The sequence below is a fragment of the Hymenobacter aerilatus genome (assembly GCF_022921095.1).
GTDB lineage: Bacteria > Bacteroidota > Bacteroidia > Cytophagales > Hymenobacteraceae > Hymenobacter > Hymenobacter aerilatus.
Map to the genome: position 1 here is coordinate 4,325,323 of NZ_CP095053.1, position 13,474 is coordinate 4,338,796.

Consider the following 13,474-nt stretch of genomic DNA (forward strand, 5'->3'; position numbering starts at 1 on the left):
CACCTACTCCCTACCCTATGCAACATCGCACCCTTGGCAAAACTGGCTTTTCCATCTCCGAAATCAGCTTGGGCACCTGGCAGGTAGGCGGCCGCTGGGGCGAGCCGTTCAGCCACGAAAACGCCGATGCCATCCTGAACGCCGCTGTAGATGGCGGCATCAATTTCATCGATACCGCCGATGTATACGGCGACGGCGAGAGCGAGAAAGCCGTGGGTCGTCTCGTGCGTAATCGTTCGGAGCGCATTTATGTGGCTACCAAGTGTGGCCGGCAATTGCAGCCGCACACCAACGAGGCGTATCAGACCAAAGCCCTGCGACAGTTTGTGGAAAACAGCCTGCGCAACATGCAGCTGGAAGCACTGGACCTTATCCAGCTCCACTGCCCACCCACTGATGTATACTATCGTCCCGAAATTTTCGAGCTGTTTGATCGGTTGAAAGAAGAAGGGAAAATTTTGAATATGGGCGTAAGCGTGGAGCGCGTAGAAGAAGGCCTGAAAGCGCTAAACTTCCCGAACGTAACCACTATTCAACTCATCTTCAACATGTTCCGGCAGCGGCCCACTGAGCTATTGTTTGCCGAAGCCAAGCGCAATGATGTAGGCTTGATTGTGCGCGTACCGCTGGCCAGCGGACTGCTCACGGGCAAATTCACACCCCAAACCACCTTCGCTCCCGACGACCACCGCCAGTTCAACCGCCACGGCGAGGCCTTCGACAAAGGCGAAACCTTTTCCGGCGTGGACTACGAAACCGGCTTGGCCGCTGTGGAAGAGTTGAAACAGCTATTTCCCGATCAACCCAACCTTGCCCCTATTGCGCTCCGCTGGGTACTGATGTTTGATGAAGTGAGCTGTGTAATTCCCGGCGCCTCCAAGCCCGAACAGCTCGCCTCTAACCTGCAAGCCGCCGAGCTGCCGGCCCTCACGGAGGAGCAAATGCAGGCCGTGCGTGCCGTATACGACCAGAAAATCCGGCCGCAGGTACATCAGATATGGTAAAAGGTCGCCTGCTGGTTAGACATCTCCGGTGCCCAACCAGCAGGCGACCTTGTAAAGCAACAAGGCCCGCGGTAGCAATACCGCGGGCCTTGTTGTATAGAGCGAAATTTGCGTTTTTAAACCACCTCTGAAGCCTCAGCTGGGTCGCGGTGGATGGGTTGCACCGGATGCGCCTCGTACGTGTGCTCAGCGAAGAAGCGGCCCTGGAAAATCAGGATCAATACTACGCCTACGAAGATGGCAGAGTCGGCAATGTTGAAGATAGGCCACAGCGAGAGATGCATACCACCTATTAGAGGCCACGATTCGGGTAGGAAGCCCTCGTAGATATCTACGTAAATCATGTCGATTACCTGGCCGTGCAGCCAGGGGGTAGGCGCATTGAAGGGCGCATTGTCGTACACCACGCCGTAGAAAATCGAGTCTATTAGGTTGCCGATGGCCCCACCCAAAATCAGGCCGCCGCAGGCCAACAGGCCCGACGCCGCACCCAGGCGCCAGTACTTCCTAATCAGATAGATAATGAAGCATACGGCTACAATGCGGAAGCTGGTAAGCAGCACCTTACCGTAGGGCGGCGGCAACTCTACTCCGAACGCCATACCTGGATTCAGTGTGTAATGCAGCTTTAGCCAATCGCCAATGAGCGGGATTTCGCCGGGCATACCGGGCTGCATGTACGTGTGCACGGCCCACTTCGAGAGCTGATCGACGAGGATGACCAGCAGGGCCACCAAGTAGTATTTCCAATACTTCATAGAGTACAAAGAGACGCTGATTTTTTGACTTTGCCGCACGGCCGTCCTACTGCAGCTTCCGGGTAACAGTATATAAATTTCGGGCCGTTTGTGCCCTTTTGAACCAGATCTGGGAGGATTTAGGCGATTACATACGCCCTACCCCGCCCTTTGGACGCCGTTGTGCCTACCGACTTTTTCAGGAGCCGGTAGGCACTTCAGCATTAGCCGTTTGCAACTTCCAGCCGTACCGGCACTGAGTAGTCGTCGAATTCCAGCACCGAGCCGCCATTTACGTCCGAAGCAAAGTCCAGGGCCACGGCCTGCACTTCGGTGCGGATGTAGTCGCCGAACGACTGCACGGCGGCTTTTAGCTCGAGCTGATCGGCGCCAAGCGTCACGCGGATTTTGTCCTGCACCTCCAGACCCGAGTCTTTGCGCAGGTTCTGGAGGCGGTTCACCAACTCGCGGGCCACGCCTTCCTGGCGAAGCTCGTCGGTCAGGGTCACGTCGAGGGCTACAGTCAGCGGGCCGTCGGTGGCTACTAGCCAGCCGGGCAGGTCCTGAGTGCGGATTTCTACGTCGTCTGGCGTCAGGGTATAGGCTTCGCCGTCGATTTCTACGGGTAGGGAGCCGGTTTTTTCCAACTGGCTGATTTCCTCGGCTGTCATCTGCTGAATGCGGGCACCTACTACCTTCAGCTTTGGGCCATATTGCTGGCCGAGGCGTTTGAAATTCGGTTTCACCGACTTCACCAGTACACCGCTCGTGTCGTCCAGAAACTCCACGTGCTTTACGTTCACCTCAGCGCAAATCAGGTCTTCTACCTTCCCTACCTGCTCGCGTGTTGTCTCGTTGAGTACCGGCACCAAGATACGCTGCAACGGCTGGCGTACCTTCAACACCGACTTTTTTCGCATGGAGTGCGTAAGCGACGAAATGCGCTGCGCCAGTTCCATGCGCTCTTCCAAAGCCGTGTCTATCAGCTCCGTTTGGGCGGCTTGCAGCAGCGTCAGGTGCACCGATTCGGGCTTCTCCCCTACCTGAGCGCTGGTTAAGTTCTGGTACAGCCACTCGGCGAAGAACGGCGCGATGGGGGCCATTAGCTGCCCCACAGCATAGAGGCACTCGTAGAGCGTATCAAAGGCGGCACGCTTGTCGGCGGTCAGCTCACCTTTCCAGAAGCGGCGACGTGACAGGCGCACGTACCAGTTCGAAAGCTGATCAGTCACGAAATCCTGCACGGCGCGGGCGGCTTTCGTGGGGTCGTAGCTGTCGTAGTGGCCGCCTACCTCCTGGATGAGCGACTGCAACTTGCTCAGCACCCAGCGGTCCAATTCGGTACGCTCGGCGGCGGGCACGGCCTGCTCAACAGAGTAGGTATACTGGTCGAGGTTGGCGTAGAGCGAGAAGAACGAGTAGGTGTTGAACAGGGTGCCGAAGAAGCGGCGCTGCACCTCCGTTACACCGGCTGGGTCAAACTTGAGGTTGTCCCATGGTGGCGCGTTCACAATCATATACCAGCGCGTGGCATCCGGGCCAAACTGGTTGATGGTCGCAAACGGGTCAATGGCGTTGCCGAGGCGCTTGCTCATCTTGTTGCCGTTCTTGTCCAGCACTAAGCCGTTGGCCATCACGTTCTTATAGGCCACGGAGTCTTCCAGCATCACGGCCAGCGCGTGCAGGGTGAAGAACCAGCCGCGGGTTTGGTCCACGCCTTCGGCAATGAAATCGGCGGGGAAATTCTTCTGAAATTTCTCCTGATTCTCGAAGGGGTAGTGCCACTGCGCGTAGGGCATGGCGCCCGAGTCGAACCATACGTCGATAAGGTCGGCTTCGCGGTACATCGGCTGACCGTTGGGCGACACCAAGAAGATGTCGTCCACGTAGGGCCGGTGTAGGTCGATTTTTTGGCCGTTAGCTCTTGGCTGTTGGCTATCCGCTTGTTCGTTGGGCGACGTAGTGGGTAGGCCTTCTTGCAACGGATTCTTCGTCATGATGCCAGCTGCCACCGCCTTATCAATCTCGGCGCTTAGCTCGGCAATGCTACCGATGCACAGTTCCTCCGTGCCGTCCTGGGTGCGCCAGATGGGTAGGGGCGTGCCCCAGTAGCGCGAGCGGCTTAGGTTCCAGTCCACCAGGTTTTCCAGCCAGTTGCCGAAGCGACCAGTGCCGGTGCTCTCAGGCTTCCAGTTGATGGTTTTGTTCAGCTCGATGAGGCGGTCTTTCACGGCCGTGGTCTTGATGAACCACGAATCTAGGGGGTAGTAGAGCACCGGCTTGTCAGTGCGCCAACAGTGCGGGTAGGTGTGCTCGTATTTCTCTACTTTGAACGCCCGGCCGCGCTCCTTCAGCCGTACGCTGATGTCTACGTCCAGCGTGCGGTAGTCGGCGGCCGATTCGTCGTGGCCATCATAGTTCTTCACCCAACGGCCGCCAAACTCGCCCATTTGCTGCACGTAGCGGCCGGTACGGTCCACGATGGGGCCAAGCTTGCCCTGGTCGTCGGCCACCAGTAGGGCGGGCACGTCGTTCTGCTGGGCTACCTTAAAGTCATCGGCGCCGAAGGTAGGCGAGATGTGCACGATACCGGTACCGTCTTCGGTCGTCACGAAGTCGCCGGGGATAACGCGGAAGGCTTTTTCCTCGCTTTCGAAAGCCGGGAAACCGGCTTCATGGCCGAACAGTCGCTCATAGTGGATGCCTACCAGCTCAGCGCCGCTAAACTCGCCTACTTGCTGCCACGGCAGCACCTTGTCACCGGCTTTGTAGTCTTCCAGCGACGCCTGCGCGCCTTTTTCCGTGAAGTAGCGGTTTACCAACACTTTAGCCAGCACAACTACCTGCGGCTCATAGGTATATGGATTGAAGGTACGCACCACCGCATATCGGATGTTCTTACCCACCGCCAAACCCGTATTGGCCGGCAGTGTCCACGGCGTGGTCGTCCAGGCCATGATGAACACCGGTAGGTTATTGGCTAGCGCAAACAGCTTTTCCGATTGCTCATCGCGCTTTACTTCGAACTCAGCCACAATGGTCGTGTCCTTTACGTCGCGGTAGGTGCCGGGCTGGTTCAGCTCGTGCGACGACAGGCCAGTACCCGCCGCCGGCGAGTAGGGCTGAATAGTGTAGCCTTTGTAGAGCAAGCCCTTGTCGTAGAGCTTTTTGAGCAGCGCCCAGCAGCTTTCGATGTACTCCGGCTCGAAGGTGATGTAAGGGTCGTTCAGGTCGACCCAGTAGCCCATCTTCTCCGTCAGGTCGTCCCATTGCGCCTTGAAGCGCATCACGGTTTCGCGGCAGCGCTGGTTGTAGTCCTCAATGCTGATCTTCTTCCCGATATCCTCCTTCGTGATGCCTAGCTCCTTTTCCACCTGTAGCTCAATGGGTAGGCCGTGGGTGTCCCAGCCGCCTTTGCGCGGCACTTGCTTGCCCAGCATGGTGTGGTAGCGGCAGAAAATGTCCTTCACGGTGCGCGCCATCACGTGGTGAATGCCGGGGGCACCGTTAGCCGAAGGCGGACCTTCGTAGAACACGTAGGTGGGCTGCCCTTCGCGGCTGCTCACGCTCTTTTCGAAGATGCCGTTCGCCTTCCACCAAGCCAGGATATCCTGTCCGACCTGGCCGTAGTTGAGCGGCTGCTTAAATTCGGGGTAGTTCATATATGCGTTGTGGGGAGCGTATGCAAAACTGTCGTTTGGAGCTTGCCAAAAGCCTTTTCTTAACAGATAGCACCTATCTGCTATGTGGTAAAGGTCCTTGGCAAGCTCCCGATAACAACTACTTTTAAGGGGTTAACTGTTCAACCGTTTCACCTGCATTTTATCCAGGTTCAGTTCCACGTCGTCGTCTTCCTCGTGGTACTGGTCGTCGTAATGGCGCAGGCTGGAGCGGTCAATTTCCTCGTCTACCCCGTGCTCAAAAGTAACCAGCAGGGCAGGCATCAAAATCAGGTTTGAGAAGTTGGTAATCAGCAAGCTAGCCGACATCAGCATACCCAAGGCCTTGGTTCCACCGAACTCGCTGAATGCAAACACCGCGAAACCCAGAAACAGCGTGATGCTGGTGTAAATCATGCTCGTGCCGGCCTCGCGCAGGGTAGTGCTAATGGCAGCCCGCACATGGCGGCCATTGGCCGCCAGCTCCTGCCGGAACTTGGCTAGTAGGTGAATCGAATTGTCGCCGTCGATACCCAGTGCAATACTGAAAATAAGCGCTGTACTGGGCTTTAGGGGGATGTTGAATAAGCCCATTAGCCCACCCGTCAGAATAAGCGTGACTAGGTTAGGGAGTAGCGTAAAGAACACTGCCCGCACCGAGCGAAACAGGATTAGCACGACCATACCTACCAAGCCAAAGGCCCACAGCAGGCTTTCTTTGAGCGTGCTAATCAAGTATTCATTTCCCTTGGTAAAAATGATGGTCGTGCCCGTCAGGTTCACGTCCATACCCGTGCCATTGAAGATTTCCTTGATCTGCGGGCGAATTTTATTGTCGAGCAGCGTGTCGAGATTGCGCGAGCCGATGTCGGCAATCTTGAGGGAAATGCGCGCCTTGCGGCTCGTAGAATCCACGAAGGAATGCAGCAGTTTGCTGTTCATGGGGCCGCCGTTGCCCTGCGAGCGAGCCAGGTAACTCAGAATAAAATTTTTCTCTGAGTTGTCGGGCAGACGGTAGTAGCTTGGGTCGCCGTTGTAAAAGGTTTGGGTAGCGGCTTTCAGGAAGGTTACGATGCTGACGGGGGCCGTTACCTCGGGCTGGGTGCGGAGGTAGTTCTCCAACCGATCCATGCGCTCCAGGTTTTTCAGGTTTAGGATACCACGTTTCTTCCCCGTATCCACCTCAATTTCTAGTGGCATAATGCCGTTGAAATGCTGCTCAAAGAAAGCCAAGTCGGAGTTGACAGACGAATCCTTGGGCAAGTCATCAACCATATACGACACGGCCTTGATGCGCGTGATACTAAGCAACGACAGGGCCACCAGCACAGCACCCAGCACATACACCGTGCCCCGGCGCTCTAGTACCAAGTGCTCGAAGAACTCCAGCAGCTTGGTTAGAGGCTTGGCGTCTAGGTGTTCGAGTTGCTTGGGGGTAGGCGGTGGCAGGTAGGTGAAAATGGCCGGAATCATAATGAACGAGATGACAAAGGCCGCGAAGATGTTAATCGTCGCTACTAGTCCGAACTCGTACAGAATGGCAATGTTGGTGAAGCAAAACACGAAAAAGCCTACTGCTGTGTTCGTGTTGTTCATCAGCGTCACGAGGCCAATTTTGCGCACTACCCGCGTCATGGCCAGTACCTGGTTACCCGATTTGCGGTAATCGTAGTGATAGCGCGAGAGTAAGTAGGTACAGTTGGGAATGCCGATTACGATCAGAATACTCGGAATTAGTCCCGTCAGCAGACTGATCTTGAAGCCCAGCAACACCATCGAGCCCAGGCACCAGACCACCACAATGAGCACGATTAGCAGCGGAATTAGCACGGCGGCCCACGAGCGGAAGAACATGAGCAGGGTAGCGCCCATCATGATGACCGTCAGCAGCACAAAAAACTTCATCTCACCGGCTACCTTGGTGGTCATGGTAGCGCGCACGTAGGGAATACCGGCGTAATGCAGCCGGATGCTCGTTTTCTGGCTAAACCGCTCGGCGTGGCCCAGAATCTCGTTCATCACCCCTTGTCGCCGGCTGGAATTCAGGTACTTCGGGTCCATCGTCAGGGCCAACAGGGTAGCCCCCGTGCGCGGCGAAATCAACTGCCCTTTGTAGAACTCTTGCCGATTTACAATCTGCATGAGCGAGTCTAGCTGCCCCTGCGTTTGCGGAAACGTGCGAAAAATGGGCGCTGCCTGAAACTGCCGGTTTGCCGTATCCTTATCGAGCTTGATAAGCTTAGTGATGCTAAGCACCCCATTTACGCCCTCTACCTTACTCAACGTATCAGTCAGGATACGCAACTCATTGAAGTTGCCCAGCTTGTATACGCTACTATCCTGCAGGCCTATTACTAGCACGTTGCCATCCTCCCCAAACGTCTTCTTGAACTCCTGGAAGTATAGCATGTCCGGGTCATCGGGCCGGACTACCTGAGCAAAGTCGTAGGTCATCTCTACGTCTTTGGCTTTCCAGGCCATGAATCCTGTAATGACCGCCAGCAGCAAAAGTAGCAGCCGCCGGTTCTTGATGATGAATAAGGCGAGTTTACTCCACATAGGCCGCTAAAATGGAGCAAAGGTACGCAAAGCAGGGCAGCTAGGCTACGCAACAAAGAAATGCACTAAACCTTATGCACATGTGTTTACTGAAAAAATACAGCTAGATACGTAAAATTATATTTTAAATATAGTCATCTTTGTTGGCCGATTATATAGTTATAATACAATTATAAATCTAATAAAAGGCTTTTAACGTACTTCGCAATGGTATCAATACTATTGCATACTTCCCCTATGATTCTGTTTCAGGCACCCGAGGTCTTACTTACCTACCATCATCAGGCCGATATGCTTCAGCTTACATACAGTGCCACTACACTGTCTATGTCGTTTGGGGAAGCCTACCAATTGGCACTGGAAGAGATGCTGCGCAAAAAGGTAGGCAAGCTGCTGCTGGACCTCAAGCGCAACGCGCCCCCTACCGACGACGAGGAGCATTTGCTGGCACCCCTGTCCCGCACGTTTCCCCCTACCCTCGACTGGCCGGTGTACATTGCTGCTGTGCTATCAGAGGGCCAGTACCAACACCAGATTGGCAGCTACCTGATGGGCAATACCACTCTGACGCCCGCGCAAGTAGAGTTCAACTACTTCACCTCCCGCCACGAAGCCAACGCCTGGCTGAGTGATAATTGATGCTTCTACCCCCTGGTGACAACAAAAAACGGCCCCGATTGCTCGGGGCCGTTTTTTGTTGTCACTCAACTCAACCGTTCTACAGCTTCTCGAAAATCCGTGCGAAGCTCACGGCCTGCCCAATGTAAGCGCGCAGCTCGCTGATGGGCATACGGGTTTGCTCACGCGAGTCGCGGTGACGGACGGTTACGGTCTCATCTTCCAGCGTTTGGCCATCTACCACAATGCAGAACGGCGTGCCGATGAGGTCCTGGCGGGTGTAGCGCTTGCCAATGGCGTCGCGCTCTTCCATAATTACAGGGAAGTCGAAGCGCAGGCTGTTGAAGATTTCCTCAGCTTTCTCGGGCATGCCGTCTTTCTTCACCAGCGGGAAAATAGCGGCTTTAATGGGCGCTAGCGCTGGGTGCAGTTTCAGGAAGGTGCGGGTTTTGGTTTGCTCCTTCTCGCCTTCGCCTTCGGTGATGGTCTCTTCCTGATAGGCTTGGCAGAGGGTAGCCAAGAACAGGCGGTCGGCACCCACGGAGGTTTCTACCACGTAGGGCACGTAGTTGCCGTAGGGCTTGCCGGTTTCAGGATTCACATCGTTGTCGAAGTACTGCTGCTTCTTGCGGCTCAACTCCTGGTGCTGGGTCAAGTCGAAGTCGGAGCGGGAGTGGATGCCCTCAATTTCTTTGAAGCCGAAGGGGAATTCGTACTCAATATCCACAGCGGCCTTGGCGTAATGGGCCAACTTATCGTGGTCGTGGAAGCGCAGCTTTTCAGGGGCCAGGCCCACGGCTTCGTGGAAACGGCGGCGGGCCTGCTTCCAGTTGTTGTACCACTCCTCCTCGGTGCCGGGGCGCACGAAGAATTGCATTTCCATCTGCTCGAACTCGCGCATCCGGAAGATGAACTGTCGGGCTACAATCTCGTTGCGGAAAGCTTTGCCAATCTGGGCAATGCCAAACGGCACCTTCTGCCGCGCCGATTTCTGCACGTTCAGGAAGTTCACAAAGATGCCCTGGGCCGTTTCGGGACGCAGGTAGATCTGGGCGGCGTCGCCCTCCACGGCCGAGCCCTGGGTGGAGTACATCAGGTTGAACTGGCGTACATCGGTCCAGTTACAGGTGCCGGAGATAGGGCACACAATCTTTTCCGAAACAATCAGCTCCTTCACGCCAGCCAGGTCGTTGTCGGTGAGCAGGCGGCCGAGGGTAGCAAGCAGATCGGCGGCGCGGTCTTGTTGGCCAGCGGCTTCGTACTCGGCAGCTTTATCCTCCACCAGCACGTCGGCGCGGTAGCGCTTCTTGCTATCAAGGTTATCCACCAAGGGGTCGTTGAAGCCGGCTACGTGGCCCGAGGCAACCCAGGTTTGCGGCGCCATAAAGATGGCCGCGTCGATGCCGACCACATTCTGGTGCAGCTGCGTCATGGCCTGCCACCAGAGGCGCTTCAGGTTGTTTTTCAGCTCCACGCCGTTAGGGCCATAGTCGTACACGGCAGCCAGGCCGTCGTAGATTTCACTGGACGGGAACACGAAGCCGTATTCCTTGGCGTGGCTGACAATATCTTTCAGCTGGGTATTCTCGATGGATGCTTTCTGCGGGGCGTTGCTCATAGCTGCAAAAGTATCACGGATTAGCGCGGATTTTAACGGATTTCACGGATTTTGTGGCTAGTACAGGTTTCGTACAACTGCAAATGGCGCGGGGCTTTGCCCCGTGTTTACTAGTAGCAGGCCTCTGGCCTGCTGTCGTCTGTGCCACTAGGAACGTTTGAGTACATTGTTCTGGCAATGCAGGCCAGCGGCCTGCTACTAGTAGACACGGGGCAAAGCCCCGCGCCATCGCCCTATCTCTTTATCTCTGCCTTGCCCTACCCAACTGTCTGGTCCATCAGTTCCTTAGCTCCTTAGGTTACCCAAAAGTTACCTGATCGTCAATTCCAGTAACAATTTCATAATCTTGCTACCCTTTGGGGTACCTGTACCTTTGAATGCTGAAATCTGTTTTTTCACCAACCACCCTCCTATGTTCGGCTTAGAGCCTCACGTGCTGCTGCTACTGCTGATCTGCTTGCTGGCAGCCTGCGCGTTCGAATTTGTTAACGGTTTCCACGACACGGCCAACGCCGTGGCTACCGTCATTTACACCAACACGCTACGGCCCTGGGTGGCCGTGGTATGGTCGGCGTTTTGGAACTTCATTGGCGTATTCTCCGGTGGCATTGCCGTGGCCATGGGTATCATCTACCTGCTGCCCGTAGAAAGCCTGGTCGACCAAAACGTGTACCACGGCATTGCCATGGTAGGCGCGCTTATTCTGGCGGCCATTATCTGGAACGTGGGCACGTGGTACTACGGCCTACCTTCCTCCTCGTCGCACGCCCTCATTGGGTCCATCCTGGGGGTAGGCATTGCATTCAGCCTGATTTCGGGTGACAATGGCTCGGGCGTAAACTGGGGCAAGGCAGGCGAGTCGGGCATTGCCTTGCTGGTAGGGCCGCTGTTCGGCTTCACGCTCACTATCTTTCTGATGTACCTGCTCAAGCGCTTCGTGAAGAGCAAGGCCATCTTCAAAGAGCCACACAAGCGCAAGCCCCCACCCCTCTGGATTCGCCTGACGCTGGTAACGACTTGTACGCTGGTGAGCTTTTTCCACGGCTCCAACGATGGTCAGAAGGGCGTGGGCCTGATTATGCTAATTCTCATCGGCATCGTACCTACCTACTTCGCCATCGACCAAACCCTAAACCCGCTGGATATGCGCGAGTCGTTGCAGCGGGTAGAGTTGGTGATGAACAAGGTGAATCCCGATGAACTGACCGCCGAAAACCGCCAGAACCTGGCCGCCGTGAGAGCCCAAACGGCTACCCTCGACAGCATTTTCAATGGCAAAACTGATGTATCGCAGCTGCCCCAGGCCGAGCGTTTCCGCATTCGCAAAGCCATTCTGCTCACCTACAGCCGCGCCAAGAAAATTGTGGGCAGCGACAAAGTGAGCCTGAGTACCAACGACCGCAACACCTATGAAGCCGCCATTACCGACATGCGCCGCTTCACGGACTACGCCCCGTGGTGGGTGCTGCTGATGGTGTCGTTGTCGCTGGGCATTGGTACAATGGTAGGCTGGCAGCGCATCGTGAAAACTATTGGCGAGCGAATTGGCAAAGAACACTTGACGTACGCGCAGGGAGCTTCCTCAGAGCTGGTAGCGGCTGCCATGATTGGCGGCTCCACGTGGTTTGGCCTACCTTCCTCTACCACGCACGTGCTGTCGTCGGCCATTGCGGGCTCTATGGTGGCCAACCGCGGCGTGAAGAACCTAAACCCACAGATGGTGCGCAACATTGCCTTGGCTTGGGTGCTCACGTTGCCGGTTACCATGTTCCTGGCTGGTGGCCTGTTCCTGCTATTCCGGGCGCTGATTTAATTAAACTGTCAGTTCCTTTCTGGGTCAACAACACAAAAGCCGCTCCCATTGTGGGAGCGGCTTTTGTGTTGTTGATAACTACATTGACAACTCGTTGCTAATAGGATTGGATTAGCAAAACGAGCCGAATTCTATAGAAAACCAAGGAGTTATCCACTTATCCACACTGTTTTGGCTACATTTTGTGGATAACTCTGCCTTTAGGCAGGCCATTGTACCTCCATGTCGTCGTTTATGAACACGCCGAAGTTGACAAATTGCAGTTCGCCCTCGTCGAAATACAGGTCAATCATCTGATCTTCATAGGAAAGACGCATCTCACCAGTGTCCATTTTTTCCACTTCTGGGTCTTCCACGTTGTTACGGCGCATCAGATCCTGAATCTCCTCTACCGATTTGCCGTGGATAGACTCGCCGAACAAACGCATGGCAGGGTAGTCGGTCTCGATGCAGCTCAGACGGTAGTCGTCCTCACGGTCGAAGTATAGGGAGTAGCCCTCGTCGAGGTAGTTCCAGGCTTGGTGTTCGAACTCGTCGTCGTCGTCCGACTCTTCGATTTCCTCTGGCTCGCCCATCAGCTGGCGCACCTCTTCGCGGGTGGCGCCAAACTTCAGAGGACCCATGCCAGTGCCCAGAATAATTTCGTGTTCTTCCAGGGTATCGTCGGGAGTGTTGGGTGTCGTTTGCATAGGGGGTAGGGGTTTGGTGAAGGAGCGTAAAGGTAGTTCAGTTGTGAGTTGCCTGTTACGAATGATGAGTGGCGTGTTGTTGATACGTGGCTTTTATCCACACTGGTACTCCACCATTCATTTCCCGTAGCGCTGCTCGAAGCTGGCTTTCTGCTCTTGGTAGGGAGGGTAGGCGCGGGCTGCATCCCATTTCTCTTTAAATATGCGGGCGGCCTCGGCTTTGGTAGCGTCTTCGGGGGCACGGAGCAGCTCGGCGCGTCCGTGGGCGCCGCTCTGCCCTTTTTTATCGGTTGGCACGGGGCCATCGTACTTCTTGCCGCCGCGGTGGTTGGCGTAGCGCCGGGCGCGGGTGTAACCCATTTGCAAAAACTTGCGGGCCATATCAGCACCCACAAAGTCTTCATCGCGCAAATACGCCTCAAACAGCGCGTAAATCTTCTCCGACGACTCCTGGGCCACCTCGGGCGTACGGAAGCGCCAGTGAGGCAGAATCTCCGACTTATAGGGCTCTACCAGTAGTACGCCCTGCTCGCCTTTGCCCACACGGTACAGCTCGGGGTGCTGCCGGAAGTCGGTGTGGTGGAAATCCAAGGTGTAATCGAAAGGCATGGTACGGATAGGAGGTCAGTAAAATGTATACGCTGAAAACCGGCAAGCGGCTATTTGCACTACTTATCCACCTACCCCACCATTGGGCCGTGGATAACTGCCGCTTGGCGCCGCCTGTGTGCGAAGCCCAGCCCAACCTCGCCTCCTGAACGAAACCCAGCTCTGCCT

The 13,474-nt window shown here is 55.6% G+C and carries 10 protein-coding genes; 4 read left to right on the top strand and 6 right to left on the bottom strand.

Annotated features, from left to right (window positions below; all coding sequences use genetic code 11):
- The first annotated feature begins 17 nt into the window (after nucleotides 1-17).
- Nucleotides 18-1,004: an aldo/keto reductase gene (locus tag MUN82_RS18130; protein ID WP_245092701.1), complete on the top strand. Its 987-nt coding sequence runs from the start codon at nucleotides 18-20 to the stop codon at nucleotides 1,002-1,004.
- A gap of 116 nt (nucleotides 1,005-1,120) precedes the next feature.
- Here the strand turns inward: MUN82_RS18130 and MUN82_RS18135 are convergent, their stop codons facing one another.
- The 3 genes from MUN82_RS18135 to MUN82_RS18145 all read right to left on the bottom strand — a co-directional run bounded on the left by MUN82_RS18135 (nucleotide 1,121) and on the right by MUN82_RS18145 (nucleotide 7,959).
- Entirely contained in the window at nucleotides 1,121-1,762 is a 642-nt protein-coding gene (locus MUN82_RS18135; RefSeq protein WP_245092702.1) for a lipoprotein signal peptidase, read from the bottom strand.
- A 203-nt stretch (nucleotides 1,763-1,965) separates the two neighbouring features.
- Complete coding sequence (gene ileS, locus MUN82_RS18140; RefSeq protein WP_245092703.1) at nucleotides 1,966-5,403, bottom strand: isoleucine--tRNA ligase; 3,438 nt, start codon at nucleotides 5,401-5,403, stop codon at nucleotides 1,966-1,968.
- 132 nt (nucleotides 5,404-5,535) lie between these two features.
- Entirely contained in the window at nucleotides 5,536-7,959 is a 2,424-nt protein-coding gene (locus MUN82_RS18145) for an efflux RND transporter permease subunit (RefSeq protein ID WP_245092704.1), read from the bottom strand.
- A gap of 237 nt (nucleotides 7,960-8,196) precedes the next feature.
- On the opposite strand from MUN82_RS18145, the gene MUN82_RS18150 reads away from it, so the two are divergent.
- On the top strand, nucleotides 8,197-8,598 hold the full coding sequence (locus tag MUN82_RS18150; protein WP_245092705.1) for a hypothetical protein: 402 nt from the start codon (nucleotides 8,197-8,199) through the stop codon (nucleotides 8,596-8,598).
- 79 nt (nucleotides 8,599-8,677) lie between these two features.
- Here the strand turns inward: MUN82_RS18150 and MUN82_RS18155 are convergent, their stop codons facing one another.
- The gene (locus tag MUN82_RS18155; RefSeq protein WP_245092706.1) at nucleotides 8,678-10,195 is read right to left on the bottom strand and encodes a glycine--tRNA ligase; all 1,518 of its coding nucleotides are present in this window, start codon (nucleotides 10,193-10,195) and stop codon (nucleotides 8,678-8,680) included.
- Nucleotides 10,196-10,607: 412 nt separating this feature from the next.
- Here MUN82_RS18155 and MUN82_RS18160 point away from each other — a divergent pair, with 412 nt between their 5' ends.
- Complete coding sequence (locus MUN82_RS18160; RefSeq protein WP_245092709.1) at nucleotides 10,608-12,008, top strand: inorganic phosphate transporter; 1,401 nt, start codon at nucleotides 10,608-10,610, stop codon at nucleotides 12,006-12,008.
- 200 nt (nucleotides 12,009-12,208) lie between these two features.
- Here the strand turns inward: MUN82_RS18160 and MUN82_RS18165 are convergent, their stop codons facing one another.
- Both MUN82_RS18165 and MUN82_RS18170 read right to left on the bottom strand, forming a co-directional pair.
- Nucleotides 12,209-12,697, bottom strand: coding sequence for a hypothetical protein (locus tag MUN82_RS18165; protein WP_245092710.1), 489 nt, complete (start codon nucleotides 12,695-12,697; stop codon nucleotides 12,209-12,211).
- A 117-nt stretch (nucleotides 12,698-12,814) separates the two neighbouring features.
- A complete protein-coding gene (locus MUN82_RS18170) occupies nucleotides 12,815-13,306 on the bottom strand; it encodes a DUF4385 domain-containing protein (protein ID WP_245092712.1) in 492 nt (163 codons plus the stop codon).
- A gap of 23 nt (nucleotides 13,307-13,329) precedes the next feature.
- Here MUN82_RS18170 and MUN82_RS22300 point away from each other — a divergent pair, with 23 nt between their 5' ends.
- The gene (locus MUN82_RS22300; protein ID WP_262922826.1) at nucleotides 13,330-13,455 is read left to right on the top strand and encodes a hypothetical protein; all 126 of its coding nucleotides are present in this window, start codon (nucleotides 13,330-13,332) and stop codon (nucleotides 13,453-13,455) included.
- Nucleotides 13,456-13,474 lie beyond the last annotated feature (19 nt).